14 protein-coding genes are annotated in these 15,921 nt (G+C 68.6%); 10 read left to right on the plus strand and 4 right to left on the minus strand.

Annotated features, from left to right (window positions below; all coding sequences use genetic code 11):
- Positions 1-121 precede the first annotated feature (121 nt).
- The 3 genes from LG3211_RS20720 to LG3211_RS20730 all read right to left on the minus strand — a co-directional run bounded on the left by LG3211_RS20720 (position 122) and on the right by LG3211_RS20730 (position 5,543).
- A complete protein-coding gene (locus tag LG3211_RS20720) occupies positions 122-3,463 on the minus strand; it encodes a TIM-barrel domain-containing protein (RefSeq protein ID WP_148649046.1) in 3,342 nt (1,113 codons plus the stop codon).
- Positions 3,464-3,702: 239 nt separating this feature from the next.
- Positions 3,703-5,061 (minus strand): Gfo/Idh/MocA family protein, encoded by a 1,359-nt coding sequence (locus LG3211_RS20725; RefSeq protein WP_057944480.1) that lies wholly within the window; start codon positions 5,059-5,061, stop codon positions 3,703-3,705.
- A gap of 77 nt (positions 5,062-5,138) precedes the next feature.
- Positions 5,139-5,543 carry a RidA family protein gene (locus tag LG3211_RS20730; protein ID WP_057944481.1) on the minus strand — a complete coding sequence of 135 codons (405 nt, stop codon included), beginning with the start codon at positions 5,541-5,543 and terminating at the stop codon, positions 5,139-5,141.
- 269 nt (positions 5,544-5,812) lie between these two features.
- On the opposite strand from LG3211_RS20730, the gene LG3211_RS20735 reads away from it, so the two are divergent.
- Genes LG3211_RS20735 through LG3211_RS20765 form a run of 7 tightly spaced genes read left to right on the plus strand, consistent with a single transcriptional unit; the run spans position 5,813 to position 12,976 of the window.
- The gene (locus LG3211_RS20735) at positions 5,813-7,006 is read left to right on the plus strand and encodes a hypothetical protein (protein ID WP_057944482.1); all 1,194 of its coding nucleotides are present in this window, start codon (positions 5,813-5,815) and stop codon (positions 7,004-7,006) included.
- Positions 7,007-7,021: 15 nt separating this feature from the next.
- Positions 7,022-7,798, plus strand: a complete 777-nt coding sequence (locus LG3211_RS20740) for an SDR family oxidoreductase (protein WP_057944483.1) — start codon at positions 7,022-7,024, stop codon at positions 7,796-7,798.
- On the plus strand, positions 7,798-9,087 hold the full coding sequence (locus LG3211_RS20745; protein ID WP_057944484.1) for an amino acid deaminase: 1,290 nt from the start codon (positions 7,798-7,800) through the stop codon (positions 9,085-9,087). Before LG3211_RS20740 ends, LG3211_RS20745 begins: the two co-directional genes overlap by 1 nt.
- 8 nt (positions 9,088-9,095) lie before the next feature.
- Positions 9,096-9,953 carry a MurR/RpiR family transcriptional regulator gene (locus tag LG3211_RS20750; protein ID WP_057944485.1) on the plus strand — a complete coding sequence of 286 codons (858 nt, stop codon included), beginning with the start codon at positions 9,096-9,098 and terminating at the stop codon, positions 9,951-9,953.
- Complete coding sequence (locus LG3211_RS20755) at positions 9,950-11,419, plus strand: N-acyl-D-amino-acid deacylase family protein (RefSeq protein WP_057944486.1); 1,470 nt, start codon at positions 9,950-9,952, stop codon at positions 11,417-11,419. Before LG3211_RS20750 ends, LG3211_RS20755 begins: the two co-directional genes overlap by 4 nt.
- Complete coding sequence (locus LG3211_RS20760) at positions 11,409-12,338, plus strand: 2-dehydro-3-deoxygalactonokinase (protein WP_187313062.1); 930 nt, start codon at positions 11,409-11,411, stop codon at positions 12,336-12,338. Before LG3211_RS20755 ends, LG3211_RS20760 begins: the two co-directional genes overlap by 11 nt.
- Positions 12,335-12,976 carry a 2-dehydro-3-deoxy-6-phosphogalactonate aldolase gene (locus LG3211_RS20765; RefSeq protein WP_057944488.1) on the plus strand — a complete coding sequence of 214 codons (642 nt, stop codon included), beginning with the start codon at positions 12,335-12,337 and terminating at the stop codon, positions 12,974-12,976. The genes LG3211_RS20760 and LG3211_RS20765 overlap by 4 nt, the downstream gene beginning before the upstream one ends.
- A 260-nt stretch (positions 12,977-13,236) precedes the next feature.
- Here the strand turns inward: LG3211_RS20765 and LG3211_RS20770 are convergent, their stop codons facing one another.
- Complete coding sequence (locus LG3211_RS20770) at positions 13,237-13,539, minus strand: hypothetical protein (RefSeq protein ID WP_057944489.1); 303 nt, start codon at positions 13,537-13,539, stop codon at positions 13,237-13,239.
- A gap of 246 nt (positions 13,540-13,785) precedes the next feature.
- Between LG3211_RS20770 and LG3211_RS20775 the strand changes: the two genes are divergently transcribed.
- From LG3211_RS20775 to LG3211_RS20785, 3 genes are all read left to right on the plus strand, one after another.
- Positions 13,786-14,025, plus strand: a complete 240-nt coding sequence (locus LG3211_RS20775) for a hypothetical protein (protein ID WP_057944490.1) — start codon at positions 13,786-13,788, stop codon at positions 14,023-14,025.
- A 454-nt stretch (positions 14,026-14,479) separates the two neighbouring features.
- Positions 14,480-15,619 carry a tetratricopeptide repeat protein gene (locus tag LG3211_RS20780; RefSeq protein WP_057944491.1) on the plus strand — a complete coding sequence of 380 codons (1,140 nt, stop codon included), beginning with the start codon at positions 14,480-14,482 and terminating at the stop codon, positions 15,617-15,619.
- Positions 15,620-15,650: 31 nt separating this feature from the next.
- Positions 15,651-15,917, plus strand: coding sequence for a flagellar biosynthetic protein FliQ (locus tag LG3211_RS20785; protein ID WP_057944492.1), 267 nt, complete (start codon positions 15,651-15,653; stop codon positions 15,915-15,917).
- Positions 15,918-15,921: the final 4 nt, after the last annotated feature.

The raw sequence follows: 15,921 nt of genomic DNA on the forward strand, positions 1-15,921 counted from the left end.
ACTCTCCTGGCAGGACTGCAGCGCGGATGGCGGACGAAAGGCAACAGCGATCCCGGGCCGCGGCCGGAAGGCCGCAGTCGGTGTGGGCGGGGGGAGGAGCGGTGTTACAGGTTGAGTGGGGTCATGGCGCGAGGATGCTGGCGGTATCGCCCTCCTGGCCGATCAGTACGGCGTTGGCCCAGTTCGCGCAGACCTGGGCGGGTTGACTGCCCTGCGCGCCCAGCGTGCGCAGGCTCAGGGACGACAGACCGCGGATGTCCAGCTCCGGCTTGACCACGCCGGGCGCCTTCACCAGACCGCTGTCGTAAAGCAGGCGGCTTGCGCTCCAGACCTGGAACTGCAGACCGCCGGCGGCGCGGCAGGCGTCGTCGATGCCGAGGTCGGCGCGCAGCAATCGCCACTGGCCTTGCAGGCGCAGATCGATGCGGCTGCTCGCGCCGACACCCAGGCCGCGGCGGAACACCAGGCCGTTCATGCGCAGCGCTTGTTCGCCGCGGAAGGCATGATCGGCGCGCACTTGAGCGGCCAGCGCGGCCGGCAACGGCAGCTCGGAGAGATAGCGTTGCTGTGCCGGCCGCTCCGGTTCTTGATGTTCGAGGATGTGGAAACTCGACAGCGCGATCGGGCCGACGTCGCGCGGTTGCAGCGCATCGACCGCGCGCGCCGCGCCGGCTTGCACGGCGGTGACCATCGGATCGGTGGCGGACGCGCCATCGCTTTCGGGGTTCTGCACGCTGAGCACGCGGAAACGCAGCAAACGGCCGGCGCGGGCGGGGAAGTCGATGCGCTGCATCTCCTGCTTGAGCTGCAACTGGCCGCGCGCGATCGGCTCGCCCCATTCGCCGTTGCTGTCGCCCAGGTAGACCTCGTAGTCGCGGACCTGGCCGTGCTTCCAGTTCTTGTCGTTGCGCGGCGCCAGCTCGATGCCGTCGATCAACTTGCGCTCGCCGAAGCCGACCGTCCATTCGTGCGCACCGGTGCGCACGGCTTGATTGCGCACGCTGCGGAACCATGTGTTCGCGTCGTCGTCGAACGCTTTTTCCAAGGCATGGCCGGGCTCTTCGGCCGGACGGTTGACCACCAGCAGACTGTCGGCCGGCAGCGCGCGGCCCAGCGCCGGCGCGGCCGGATAGGCGTCGTCGGCGTCGGCCTTGGCGACCGCGATGTCGAGCGTCAACTGCAGCGGCTTGCGGATGTCGATGGCGGCGGTGCGCACGTGCACGCTGCCCTTGCGATCGGCCGGATCGAAATACCAGCCTTCGCTCGCCGCCTGCAGCGCGGCGGCATCGGCCCGCTTCGGCAGCGCGCGGCCGTCGAGCGAAACCGCGCGCGGCGCCTGCCGGCTGAGCACGCGCAAGGCGTAGCGGCGCTGCGGCAACTGGTCCTGGTATTGGCCCTTCACCGCATCGATCTGCACCGACATCGGGCCGCTGCCCTGCCCCGGCGCGCTCATCCGCACCTGCTGCGTGCTCGACTCGCCCTGCTCGTAACGGCGCGTGTTGCCGTCGTCTTCGTACAGCGTGTACTGCGAATCGCCCTGCGGATAGAGATCGAAGGTGATTTCGTCGAGCGGCTTTTCGCCGTCGAACAGCATCGACGGATGCATCGGCACGATCGCGCCGGCGCGCACGAACAGCGGCAGCGAGGCCAGATCGACCTGGCGGTCGAGTTCGCGGCCGGCGGCGCCGGCCTGCACGCTGCGGCCGTCCCAGTAATCGATCCAGCGCCCGGCCGGCAGATGGATGCCGCGCCGCCAGCCGCGGCTCGCGGCCTGGCTGCGGTACACCGGCGCCACCAGCAGGTCGCGGCCGAGCAGGAACTGGTACTTGTAGGCCTCGTCCCGCGCGTGCGGGTCTTGCGGGTAATCCCACATCAGCCCGCGCACCGGCGGCGCGCCGGTCTGCGCGGCATCGAACGCCAGGCCGTACATGTACGGCGTCAGCCGCATCTTCAATTTCAGATAGTCGCGATTGATGCTGCGGTAGGGCTCGTCGAACCACCATGGATGCTTGCGCGCATTCGACGACCAGCCCGACATGCCCATCAGCACCGGGGTGAAGGCTTTCCACTGCAGATCGCGGGTGTAGGTTTCGGCGCTGCCGCCAAAGATCGCATCGACATCGCCGGTGGCATAGGCCATGCCCGACAGGCCCGAGCCGATCAACGTCGGCACGTGCCAGCGGATGTAATCCCAACTCGCGCTCTGGTCGCCGGTCCAGGCCACCGCATAGCGCTGGATGCCGGCCCAGCCCATCACCGTCCACAGGAACGGGCGCGAATCGGAGTTGTGCAGGATGCCGTTGAACGCGGATTGATTCGCGTCCATCGCGAACTGATAGCCCTTGCCGGTCCAGGCCACGTCGAGCTTCTGCACCCGGCTGCCGGCGGTGCCGACTTCCCATGCGATCTTGTCGACGCCGTTCTCGGTCCACAGACCGGTGCGGAAGCCGTATTTCGCCAGGCCCTTCACCGTCTCGGGCAATTGCTTGTAACCGCAGCCGTAGCCGTCGTTGGGCAGGATCCAGCCGCCGGGCATGTCGTGTTCGCGATACTGCCGCGCCACGCTGTCGACCACGTCCGGCGTGGTGCCGGTGGGGCCGTCGTGCCAGCCTTCGGGCACGGTGCCGGGCTTCTTGCCGTTGTCGCCGTCGTTGTAGCAATCCGCGTCGCCGTAGGACAGCGCCCAGCGCGGCAACAGGCCGGGGCGGCCGGTCAGTTGCGTGTAGCGCTCGAGCAGGCGCGGCAGTTCGCCGACGAAGTAATACGCGTCGAAGCGGTCTTCGCGATGCAGCAATGTGGATTGATCGGGCTGGCGCAAATCATAATTGCCGTCGCTCCAGGTGTTGCGCAACATGCCCCAGCCGCGCGAGCTCAGCAGCATCGGCGCCGGGCTGGGACGGTCGCCCTCTTCCCAGCCGCCGGAGTAGGACACCTCCAGCTCGCGACCCTTGAACTGATAGCGGCCGTTCTGCTGGCCGCCGCCGTAGAACGCCTCATCCGCCTGCGAGGACAGCACCTGCACGCTTTGCGCGGCGTCCAGGTCCAGCGGTTGCAGTTCCTGCCACAAAGGCGTGCGGCGCTCGCCGTCGATCCGCTCCAAGCGCAGTTTCAGCGGTTGCCGTTGCACATGCAGTACGAGCGCGGCGGTGCGCACGCGCACTTCGGCGTCGTCTTCTTCCAGGGTGGCGGCGACCTTGCTCGCCGGCTGCGGCAGCACGATCGGCGCGGCCTTGTCGCCGGCGGGCGCGAGCTTGCCGCGGCGTCCGGCCTGCACGCGCACGATGTCGTCGGCGAGCACATCGATACGCAGCACGCTGCCGGTGTCGGTGCTCAGCTCCCAGCTGGAAGTCGCGCCGGCATCGGCGCGGACCGCGCGCAGGTTGCCGACCGGCTCGGCCGACGCCGGCAACGCCGACGCCAACAGGGCAGCCAGGATCGCGATCGACAGTCGCGGACGATGCATGCTCAATTCCACCTTACCCCCGGGCCCGCTGGGCGGGCATTTCGAAACAAACTGCGGCTTGCTTGAGTTGTGGGAGGGCTTTCAGGCCCGGCGCTCTTTGGTCGGTTCGCGGCGGCGGAGCGGAAAGCGTCGGGGCTGAAGCCCCTCCCACAAAAGCCGCCCCCTCCCACAAAAAAACGCTGCTCCCATAGAAACCGCGCCTTCCACAACCGCCGCCCTCCCCCAAAGGCGGCGCTGGGTCAGTAGCGGTCGTTCAAGGCGAAGATCGGCTTGCGGTCCTTCCACTTGCCGCCGGTGAAATCCGGGAACTCCAGGGTCTTGTGCTCGGCGATGGACTGCTCCGACAGCGGCGTGATCGCGCTCCAGGCGATCGCGTCGAAGATGTCGATCGGCATCGGCGCGTCGGCCTTGAGCGCTTCGACGAAAGCATTGATGACGAAGAAATCCATGCCGCCGTGACCGGCATCGGCGGCGGCGGCGGCGAAGCGCTGCCACAGCGGATGGTCGTACTTGGAAAACCAGTCGTCGGCCTTGTCCCACTTGTGCGGCTGGCTCTTGCCTTCGATGTGGATCGAGTCGTTGAGGTCCATCCACAACCCGTCGGTGCCCTGCACGCGGAAGCCCAGCGAGTACGGGCGCGGCAGCGAGGTGTCGTGCTGCAGGACGATGGTTTCGCCGTTCTCGCACAGGATCTGGGTGGTGACCAGATCGCCGAGCTTGAACTTCACCTTCGCGTTGGGATGATCCGGCCCGGCCTTCTTGACGATGTAGTCGTGCAGGCCGCGCGGCTTGCTGGCGAACGCGCTCAGGTGAGTGAAGCGGTTGCCGCGGTGGATGTCGATCGCCATCGCGCACGGGCCGACGCCGTGGCTGGGATACAGGTCGGCGTCGCGCTTGATCGAATGCTCGGTGCGCCAGCGCGCTTCCGACCACGCCTTCGGGCCGAATTCCACGCCGCCGCCGTAGGGCTGGTCGGGATTGCCGCTGTTGAACTTCACTGCGCGCAGATCGTGCTGATAGCCGCCTTGCAGGTGCACGATCTCGCCGAACAGGCCCTGGCGCACCATGTTGAGCGCGGCCAGCACGTCGCGGCGATAGCACACGTTCTCCAGCAGCATGTACGGCGTGCCGGTGCTTTGCTGGACGCGCAGCACCTGCCAATGATCCTCCAGGCTCAGGCCGGCGACCACTTCGCAGCCGACCGCGATGCGCGCCTGCATCGCCGCGATCGCCTGTTCGGCGTGGAATTCCCACGGAGTGGCGATGATCACCGCGTCCAGGCCGCCCTTGGCCAGCATCTTGCGATAGGCCTCGTTGTCGCGGTCGGCGCCGTAGACCGCGGGCTTGGATTTTCCGGCCTTGGCGATCAGCGCCAGCGAGCGCTCGAGCATGATCGGCTCGACATCGCACAGCGCGGTCACTTCCACATCGTCGCGGCGCAGCAGTTCGGTCAGGTGCACCTGCCCGCGCATGCCCACGCCGATCAGGCCCAGGCGCAGCTTGGAACCGCGTTTGCGCGCGAACGCCGGAGTGAACGCGCTGCTGGCCAGCAGCGTGCTCGCGGTGGCGGAGGTGGCGAGAAAATCGCGTCGGTTCATGCAGGTGCCTCGATCGGATGCGTGAATTGGGGGCGAGCCCGCGCGCGGCGCGGCGGGCGCGGCGGGCGCGGCGGCGCTCAGCGCGGCAAGGGTTTGTATGCGATGGCTTCGATCTCGATCTTGCAATCGACCATCATCTGCGAGCGCACGCACGAGCGCGCCGGCGGCTGTTCGCCGAAGTACTCGCGGTAGACGCGGTTGAAGGTCCAGAAGTCGCGCGTGTCGTCGAGCCAGACGGTGATCTTGACCACGTCGCTCAGGCCGCAGCCGGCCAGGCCCAGCACTTTCTTGACGTTCTCCATCGTGCGCCGGGTCTGCGCTTCGATGCCGCCTTGTTCGATCTCGCCGCGCTCGTTCATCGCCACCTGGCCGGAGATGTACACGAAGTCGCCGGCGCGCACCGCCGGCGAGAACGGCAGTTGCTGCCCGCCGGCGCCGCTGGGTTCCAGGCCGTATCGAATGATGGTGTCGTGATCGCTCATTGAGGTTCTCGTAAGTGAAGGGCCGGTCGCCATTACGCCCGATCCCGGCGGCGCTTGCCGCCGGGCCGGATCGGCCGGGTCGCGGGCGGGCCCGAATCGGCCCGACTCCGCCCCCGGAGCGCCGGAGGTGACAGGCCGCCAGCGCCGTGAAATTATCTTACATGGCTGGCCGATGCATTTTGCAGTGCACAATGGCGGTCTATAAGGCCGTTTGTTAGCTTTACCGCCGAGCCCCGCCTCGACGTGTTTGAAAATTACAAGGATTTCGGATGACCGCAGGCCGTTCCGCCCCCGTGCGCTCGATCTACGCCTACCCCTGGGACGTGGCCTCGCGCAGCGCGCGCGAGTTCGCCGCCCAGGCGGTCGAGCTGGGCCTGAACTCGGTGACCCTGGCCCTGGCCTACCACGCGGGCAAATTCATCAGCCCGCACCATCGCGGCCAACGCGTGGTGTTTCCGGAAGACGGCGTGGTCTATTTCGAACCCGACCTGCGCGGCTATGGCGAGATCGCGCCGAGCGCGCATTCCGATCCGGCCCTGCGCCACGTCGCCGCCGACCTGGCCGAAGACGGCCGCCTGCAGGTACGCGCCTGGACCGTGCTGCTGCACAACAGCCGCCTGGGCGAGCGCCATCCGCTGCACGTCGCGCGCAACGCCTGGGGCGATGCCTATCTCTACAGCCTGTGCCCGTCGTCGCCGGCGGTGTTCGCCTATGCGCAGGCGCTGTGCGCCGATGTCGCCCGCCAACCGGTGCGCGGGCTGGTGCTGGAAACGCCGAACTGGCTGCCGTACGCGCACGGCTATCACCACGAGTTCGCCCAGGTGCGCGGCAATCTGTGGCTGGAAACCCTGCTGGGCCTGTGCTTCTGCTCGCATTGCCGGCATCTGGCCGCGCAGGCCGATCTCGACGCCGATGCGCTGGCGGCGCAAGTGCGCGCGCGCGTCGATGCCTATCTGGCCGCGCCGGTCGATGCGGCGCCGGATCAGGCCGCGGCGTGGTTGCTGGCCGATCTGCTGGAAATGGCGCAATTGGCCGCGTACCTGAAGCTGCGGCAGAAACGCGTCGCCGAGCTGGTCGCGGCGATCCGCGACACCGTGCCGCGCGATCGCGAGGTCTGGGTGATCCCGACCGTGCAGCGACCGACCGCCAACACCTGGCTCGAAGGCAGCCATCTGGCCGCGCTGGCGCGCGCCTGCGACGGCATCGAAGTGCCGTTCTACGAGCCCAGCGCCGCGCGCGTGGCGGCGGATGTGTTCGATACCGCGCAACGCGTCGGCGATGCGACACGGCTGCGTGCGATCCTGCGTCCGGGCCCGCCCGATCTGGGCGACGGCGCCGAACTCGGCGCCGCGCTGGCCGCTGTCAAAGCCGCCGGCATCGGCGATATTTCGTTCTACAACTACGGACTGCTGCGTAACGACCGCCTGCAAGCGCTCGCACGCATCCTGCAGCCGAACCGATGAAGGAATGACCTGATCATGAGCCAAAGCCGATTGACCCTGATTACCGGCGCCGCGGGCGGAATCGGCCGCGGGCTGCTGGCGCGCTTCATCGCCGGCGGCGATCGCGTGCTCGCCCACGATCGCGACGCGCAGGCGCTGCAGGCGCTGGCCGCGCAGTTCGAACCCGGGCAAGTGCTGACCGCGGCCAGCGAGCTGTCGGACCTGGAGGCCTTGCGCGCGGCGCTGGCGCCGGCCATCGCCGCGCACGGGCCGATCGGCGCGGTCGTCGCCAACGCCGGCAGCGCCGAGAGCCTGAGCCTGGCCGGCACCGCGCCGGGCGCGTGGCAACGCGACATCGACGTCAACCTGCACGCCGGCTACTGCACGGTCGAGGCCGCGCTCGACGGCCTCAAGGCCACTCGCGGCAACGTCGTCTTCATCGGTTCGGTCAACGGCCTGGCCGCGCTTGGCCATCCGGCTTACAGCGCGGCCAAGGCGGCGTTGATCAGCTACGCCAAGGCCATCGCGATCGAATACGGCCGGCTGGGCCTGCGCGCCAACGTGATCTGCCCGGGCACGGTGAAGACCCAGGCCTGGCAGGCGCGCGCGGACAAGAACCCGCAAGTGTTCGAAGACTTGAAGAAGTGGTATCCGCTCGGCGATTTCGCCACCCCGCAGGACATCGCCGACGCGGCGTGGTTCCTCGCATCGGATCAGGCGCGCATGATCAGCGGCGCGGTGCTGCCGGTGGACGGCGGCCTGATGGCCGGCAACCGGGTGATGGCGGCGGAATTGACCTTGGAGCAGTTTTGATGAACGACGCGCTGCGCGGCCTCGAGCGACAGCTGATTCACCCCGGCACCAAGGGCCTGGCGCTGCAGCAGCCGCTGCGCCAGAACGAAATCGCCGCGCTCGGCCTCAACGTGCTCGACGGACGCTTGTCGTATCCGGTCGCGGTGCTGCGCCAATCCACCCTGGATCACAACATCGCCTGGATGCGCGAGTTCGTCGAACGCGCCGATGCGCTGCTGGCGCCGCACGGCAAGACCACGATGAGCCCGCAACTGTTCCAGGCTCAGCTCGATGCCGGCGCCTGGGCGATCACCCTGGCGACGGTCCCGCAATTGCGCGTCGCGCACCGCTTCGGCGTGAAGCGGGTGCTACTGGCCAATCAGCCGGTGGCGATGGCCGATATCGAAAGCCTGGCCGCGCTGTTGCGCGAGGAAGCGGATTTCCACGCCTGGGTGCTGGTCGATTCCAGCGCCGGCGCGGCGCGATTGAATCAGGTCATGCAGCAGATGGCGCCGCAACGGCGCCTGCCGGTGTTGGTCGAACTGGGCGCGCAAGGCGGCCGCAGCGGCGTGCGCGGCGCCGATGCCGCGCTGGAACTGGCGCGCGAGATCCATGCCGCCTCGCATCTGTCGCTGGCCGGCATCGAAGGCTACGAAGGCCTGTGGGTCGGCGCCGATCGCGCCGACGATCTGCGCCGCGTGGAGGACTTGCTGGCCCAGATGGTCGAACTGACCCGGCGCTGCGACGCGCAAGGCCTGTTCGACGGCGAGGAAATCCTGCTCAGCGCCGGCGGCTCGGCCTATTTCGACTTCGTCGCCCGCGCCTTCGCCGGCCTGGGCGACACCTCGCGGCCGCTGCGCCGGGTGCTGCGCTCGGGCTGCTATCTGACCTCCGACCACGGCTTCTATCACGGCCTGCAACAGGAGATGCGCACGCGCCACGACGCCTCGTTCCGCCACGGCCTGCAGCCGGCGCTGGAAGTGTGGGCGATGGTGCAGTCGCGCCCGGAACCGGGGCTGGCGCTGCTGACCCTGGGCAAGCGCGATGCCTCCTACGACATCGACCTGCCGCGGCCGCTGAGCTGGCACCGTCCGGGCGAAACCGCGCCGCGGCCGATGCGCGACACCCGCATCGTCAAGATGAACGATCAACACGCCTACCTGGAACTGCCGCCCGAGCATCCGCTGCGGGTCGGCGATCTGGTCGCCACCGGCATCTCGCATCCGTGCACCACCTTCGACAAGTGGCCACTGATGCTGTTGACCGACGACCACTACCGCGTCACCGGCGCGATCAACACTTTCTTCTGAGGTACGACGTGTCCGACAACCTGATTCCGGTGATCCGCGGCGCGCTCGATCAGCTGCGCCCGGCCGAGCGCAAGGTCGGCGAAGTGGTGCTGGCCGACCTGGATTTCTCCATCCACGCCAGCATCAGCGAACTGGCCGCGCGCGCCGGCGTGTCCGAGCCCAGCGTGACCCGCTTCTGCCGCGCGGTCGGCTGCGAAAGCCTGCGCCAGTTCAAGGTGCAGCTGGCGCACAGCCTGGCCGCGGGCGTGCCGTACCAGGCCGTCACCATCGACAAGGACGACGACGCGGCGACCTTGGTGCACAAGGTCTGCGACAGCATCAGCGTGGCCCTGCAGGACGTGCGCGAACGCATCGACCCGGCCGCGCTCGACGCCGCCGCGGCCTTGATCGCCGGCGCGCGAAGGGTCTGCTGCATCGGCGTGGGCTCGGGCTCCGGCGTGGTCGCGCAGGACGCGTTCCTGCGCTTCCTGCGCCTGGACATCGCCGCCAGCGCGCACAGCGACGGCCACCTGCAGCGGCTGGCCGCGGGCATGCTCGACACCCGCGACGTGCTGCTGGCGATCTCGCTGTCCGGACGCAGCCCGGAGATCAACGACAGCGTGCGCATCGCCAAGGAACGCGGCGCGCGGGTGATCGCGCTGACCCACATGGGCACCCCTTTGGGCTGGGACGCGGACGTGCCGCTGCTGTTGCCGCCCTCGAGCGCGGCCACGCCGTATTCGCCGGGCGTGTCGCGGCTGATGCAGCTGACGGTGATCGACATGCTGGCGATCGCGGTGGCGCTGCGGCAGGAACCGGAAGTGCTGGAAAAGGCCCGGCGCGCGAAAGCCGAGCTGGAACGCATGCAATCGCCGAGGCGCGCATGAGCGCCGACGACACCACGCAACACGATCTGGTCATCGCCGACGCGCTGGTCTTCGACGGCAGCGGCGGCCCGGCCTACCGCGCCGATGTCGCTATCGACGGCGAGCGCATCGCCGCGATCGGCGCGCCGCACACGCTGCGCGGCCGCGCGCTCGAAGACGCGCAGGGCCTGGCGCTGGCGCCGGGCTTCATCGACGTGCACACCCACGACGACCGCGCCGTGCTCGACGATCCGGGCGTGTTCAACAAACTCAGTCAGGGCGTGACCACGGTGATCGCCGGCAACTGCGGCATCAGCCTGGCGCCGTGGCGCGCCGATCGCGATCCGCCGGCGCCCTTGTCGCTGATCGGCCGCCGGCAGGATTTCCGCTTCGAACGCTTCGCCGATTACCTCGATGCGGTCGATGCGGCGCGGCCGGCGGTCAATGTCGCGGCGATGGTCGGCCACTCGACCCTGCGCATCGCGGAGGTCGCCGACCTGGAGCGCGGCGCCGACGATGCCGAGATCGAGCGCATGCGCGCGCACCTGCGCGAAGCCATGCGCGCCGGCGCGATCGGTTTTTCCAGCGGCCTGTTCTACAAGCCCAGCCAGGCCGCGCCCAACAGCGAAGTGATCGCGCTGGCGGCCGAAAGCGGCGCCCATGGCGGCGTCTATGCCTCGCACATCCGCAACGAATACGACGGCGTGCTCGACGCGCTGGACGAAGCCATCGATGCCGGCGTCGCCGCGCGCACGCCGGTGATCCTGTCGCATCACAAATGCGCCGGGCCGGCCAACTGGGGCCGCACGGTCGAAACGCTGGCGCGCATCGATCAGCGCCGGCGCCGGCATTGGGTCGGGCTCGACGCGTATCCCTACACCGCCGGCTCCACCGTGCTCGATCCGGATTACGTCGATGGCGTGATCCGGATCATGGTGAGTTGGTCGCACCCGCATCCGGAACACGCCGGGCGCGATCTGAGCGACATCGCCGCCGACTGGAACGTCGATCAGAAAGAAGCCGCGCGCCGCCTGTATCCGGCCGGCGCGGTGTATTTCCAGATGCGCGAGGACGATGTACGCCGCGTGCTCAGTCACGACCGCACCATGATCGGCTCCGACGGCCTGCCGCACGACGCGCATCCGCATCCGCGCCTGTGGGGCGCGTTCCCGCGCGTGCTCGGCCACTATTGCCGCGACGAAGGCCTGTTCCATCTGGCCGAAGCGATCCGGCGCATGACCTCGCTGTCGGCCGATACCTTCGGGCTGAAGCGGCGCGGGCGCATCGCGGTGGGGCTGGCCGCCGATCTGGTGCTGTTCGATCCGGCCACCATCGCCGATCGCGCCAGTTTCGCCGAACCCAAGCAGGCCGCGGCCGGCATTCGCGCGGTCTGGGTCGCCGGTGCCTGCGCGCTGCGCGATGCGCAGGCCACCGGCGAACGCCGCGGCCGCGCGCTGCGCCGCGAAGAAGAACGTCATGGCCACTGACACCAACGCGCCGCACAGCGCCGGCAAGATCGCGCTGATCGGCGTGGACTGGGGCTCCACGCATCTGCGCGTGCATGCCTTCGACACGCTCGGCGGGATCATCGCCACGCGCCAGAGCGCGCGCGGCATGGCCACGCTGGCGGCGCCGGAGGAGTTCGCGGCGGCGCTGGACGAACTGCTCAGCGTCGATCTCGACGACGGCGACGCGCCCATCCTGCTCGCCGGCATGGTCGGCGCGCGCAGCGGCTGGCAGGAAGCGCCGTACGCGCCGCTGCCGGCGGACGCGGCGACGCTCGCCGCGGCGCTGCAGCCGCTGCGCTTCAAGGACCGGCGCGCGGCGATCGTGCCCGGCGTCAGCGGTCCCAGCGACGGCTTCAACGATGTGATGCGCGGCGAAGAGACGCAGGTGCTGGGCGTTCCGCCGGGCACGCGGCGCGCGGTCGCGCCGGGCACGCACAGCAAGTGGTTGCGCCTGGACGGCGGCGCCGTGGTCGGGTTTTCCACCTATCCGACCGGAGAGCTCTATTCCTTGTTGCTGGAACGCAGTCTGATCGGCCGCGGCTTGCCGGCGGGCGCCTGGTCCGAGCGCGGTTTTCTGCAAGGACTGGACACCGCGCGCGAGCGGCCGGACTGGCTGCATCAGTTGTTCGGGGTGCGGGCGCGCAATGTGCGCGACGCCGCTCCGGTGGAGGAGCTGCCGGCGTTTCTTTCCGGCCTGCTGGTCGGCTATGAGGTGATCGGCGCCAACGCCGCGGCCGACGACGGCGGCGGCGAAGTGGCGATCATCGGCGGCGCCCAGCTCGCCGCGACCTATGCCCTGGCGCTGCGTCGCTACGGCATCGACCACTACATCATCGAAGGCGACACCGCGTTCTGCCGCGGTCTGTGGCGCATCGCTCAAGCAGCCGGATACGTATGACGATTCCTCTTACTCCCGCCGTGCTGCAGGCATGGCTCGCCCGTTCCCCGTTCGTCGCCATTCTGCGCGGCATCACCCCCGATGAAGCGGTGCCGGTCGGCGAAGCGCTGTGGAGCGCGGGTTGGCGCATCATCGAGGTACCGCTGAATTCGCCCGACGCGTTCGACAGCATCGCCCGCCTGCAACAACGCTTCGGCGATTCGATCCTGCTCGGTGCCGGCACCGTGCGGCGCGCGGAGGAAGTCGCCGAACTCGCCCGCCTCGGCGCACGGCTCATGGTCTGCCCGCACACCGATCCGGCGTTGATCGCCGAGGCCAAACGCGCCGGGCTGCTCGCCCTGCCCGGCGTGGCGACGCCGAGCGAATGCCTGGAAGCGCTCGCGGCTGGCGCGGATGCCTTGAAGCTGTTCCCGGCCGACGCCCTCGGCCCGGTCATGCTCGGCGCCTTGCGCGCGGTATTGCCCGCGGATGTCGCGGTGCTGCCGGTCGGCGGCATCCACAGCGACAATCTCGCGCCGTGGCGCAAGGCCGGCGCGAACGGCTTCGGCATCGGCGGCACCTTGTACAAGCCTGGCCACACGCCGGAACAAGTCGCGCAGACCGCGCGCGCCTTCAACGCAGCCTGGGATCAGCCATAACCGGATTTCGTCGCGCCGTCGCCCGCGCGCTTGCCGCCGCGTTGTCGCTGGCGATGTTGGGTACGACGGCAAACCGCACCTGATCCGCTCCGGCGATGCGTATTCAATTCGAGGCGCGTTCAGCGGAGTAAATCGGCAACGCACCGGACGCAGCACTCACGCACGCACGAACACGCCGCACATGCATGCGCGACACGCGAACACATGCCGCGCGACCCACCGACGCGCATACGCGCTGCGTTACCGGCGTTGACGCCGTCTTATTCCGGCGCCGGCGTCTCGCCCGCCGGCGCCGTCACCAGATGCAGCATCCCCGCCGCGCGCGGATTCGCCGCCGGCGGTTGCGCCGTTTCGTCCGCGGACCCGGCTTCGGGCTCGGCGACGATCGCCTTGCGCACGTCGGCCAGCATCGGCAGCAGGTTGTAGAACGAATTGGCGACGGCCTTGCGGCCCTGCGCGGTGTAGCGATCGCCTTCGCACAGAGCGAACCAGGTCGCGGCGTGCAAGGCCTGCATTGCGCGGCGCAGCTGCGCGTTCTGGATGGAAGTGCTGTCCGAGCTCATCGTGGCCTCCGCTCGCTCCGGCAAGGATCGACACGTGCAGCGTAACCAAGTCGCAGATCAGATCCTGCGACGCACGCCGACATCGCGCGGGCGGTTCAGCACCGGTGCGATTTGCGTTGTGCTGCCGATCAGTTTCGTCCTGTGCGACAAGGCGATGGAACGCTGTGCCCCTGCTTCACGGCAGGCGCGACGCGGTGGCGTGGCGCCACCTTCACCGATGCGACCATCCAGGATGCGGCCCGCGCCATGAGCGATCTGATCGACCAAGCCCAGTACTTCGAGGAAATCAACCTCGCCCAATCCCTGCAGGCCCGCAAGCTGATGGCCGAAGCGACCGCGCGGCCAGCGGCGGCCGGCTACTGCCTCAATCAGCACTGCCTGGAACCGTTCGACGGCGAACCCACCCGCCTGTACTGCGGCCCGGCCTGCGCCGAATCGCATCACCGGCAGATGCAGCGCGACCGGCATCGGCGCGGCGGCGCGTGACCGCGGCGGCGGCTGTCATGCGGCTCAGGCACAAGGGCTGACCTGCGCCAGGAGCGATATCCGGCGCGGCCAGCGCAGTGCGATCGGATCGAGCGATCAAGTACGAGCATTGAACCGGTCGGCCTCGCTTTCCGAAGTACCAGATCGCCGGCCAGCCGCCATCGCCCGCATAGATTCTGTGCAAATTCGGCACATAGCTCTTTCCCAGCTTCTCCCCGAATCGAGGCAGCGGGTTTAGGCCTTAAGTGAACGGTGAATAAACGACCGAGTTGTGCCCATGGGGGATTTTCGCTGCAAGGTCTTGATGTAGAACGGGAACAACTGAGAACTACGACCAATGGAAGTCTGAGGCTAATCACACTCTCTCGATCCAAAAAGTTACGATAGCGTCAAGGCGTTGCGCCTTAACCTTTTGTTCATGATTGTGAAATTTAGTACAGGGACGCACTAAGCAATGAACGCAGCCAGTCACTTCACGAGCCTCGCGGCGCGGCATCAGCGTCTGCAGCAGTTTCTTCAGGCCGACCCGGACAACCTCAGCCTGATCGCCGACACGGCATCGGCGGCGTTCGACGCCCACCACTTCGACGACTGCGAAGCCTTGCTGGCGCGCTACGCGCAGCAGGCCGAACTCACGCCCGCGCTGCGCAATCTGGCCGGCCTGTCGGCGATGTCGCAAAGCCGCTTCGACGCCGCCGAGCACGTGTTCGCCGGCCTGCTGGCCGAACACGACGACGTCCACCTGCGCTTCAACCTCGCCTACGCCATCGCGATGCAGGAGCGCTACGCCGAAGCCTTGCCGCTGCTGAGCGAACAAGTGCTGGCCGAAGTCGCCGAGTCGATCCGCCTGAAGATGCTGTGCCTGTATCACCAGGGCGACCTCGATGCGGTCATCGCCCTGGGCGAGCAGCACGCCGATCATCCGCTCGCCGGCGAACAGATCTGCGGCCTGCTGGCGACGGCCTTGTTCGACGCCGATCAATTCCAGCGCGCGCAGCAGTACGCCGCGCGCGCGCCCGACTCGGTCGGCGGCCTCACCGTGCAGGGCTTGCTCGCGCTGCAGGACGACGACATCGGTCGCGCCCAGCAACGCTTCGAACAAGCGCTGGAAACCGACCCGGCCAGCGGCCGCGCGCAGTTGGGCCAGGGTCTGGCCTATCTGTCGCAGCACGATTTCGCCAACGCCGCGCCGCGCCTGGATCGCGCCGCCACCCTGCTGCGCAGCCACGCAGGCTCCTGGCTCTCGGCCGGTTGGGCGTATCTGATGGGCGGCAAGCTGCCCGAGGCGCGCGAGCGTTTCGAACGCAGCCTGCAGACCGACCGCGGCTTCGCGGAAGCCACCGGCGCGCTGGCGGTGGTGGACGTTTACGAAGGCCGCGACGGCGACGCCCGGCATCGCGCCGAAGCGGCGCTGCGCCTGGACCCGAACTGCCTGTCGGCGACCTACGCCCGCAGCCTGCTGTTGGCCAAGGCCGGCCAGAACGAACAAGGCGCTGCTTTGTACCAGGACATGGTGCAGCGCCCGCTCGGCGAAAACGGCCCGAGCATCGCCCAGCTGATCGCCCGCCGTGCCTCGCACGGCGTGCGCAGCTGAGCCCGCGCGCCGCGCCACCGAGACCCTACCCATGTCGGCCGACCAAGCGCTGCAGCTCATGGAGCAGCTGTTCTGGAACAGCTTCCTGATCGCTTCGCCGATCCTGATCGCCACGCTGGTGATCGGCGTGTTGATCAGCATCCTGCAAGTGGTCACCCAGTTGCAGGAAATGAGCCTGAGCTACGTGCCCAAGCTCGGCATGGCGGTGTTGATCATCGTCGTGCTGGGCTCGTGGATGCTCGGCCGGCTGACCGGGTTCGCGACCGAATTGTTCAAGAGCATCGCGAACCTGGGGTGATGGC

This window comes from Lysobacter gummosus, assembly GCF_001442805.1.
Taxonomy (GTDB): domain Bacteria; phylum Pseudomonadota; class Gammaproteobacteria; order Xanthomonadales; family Xanthomonadaceae; genus Lysobacter; species Lysobacter gummosus.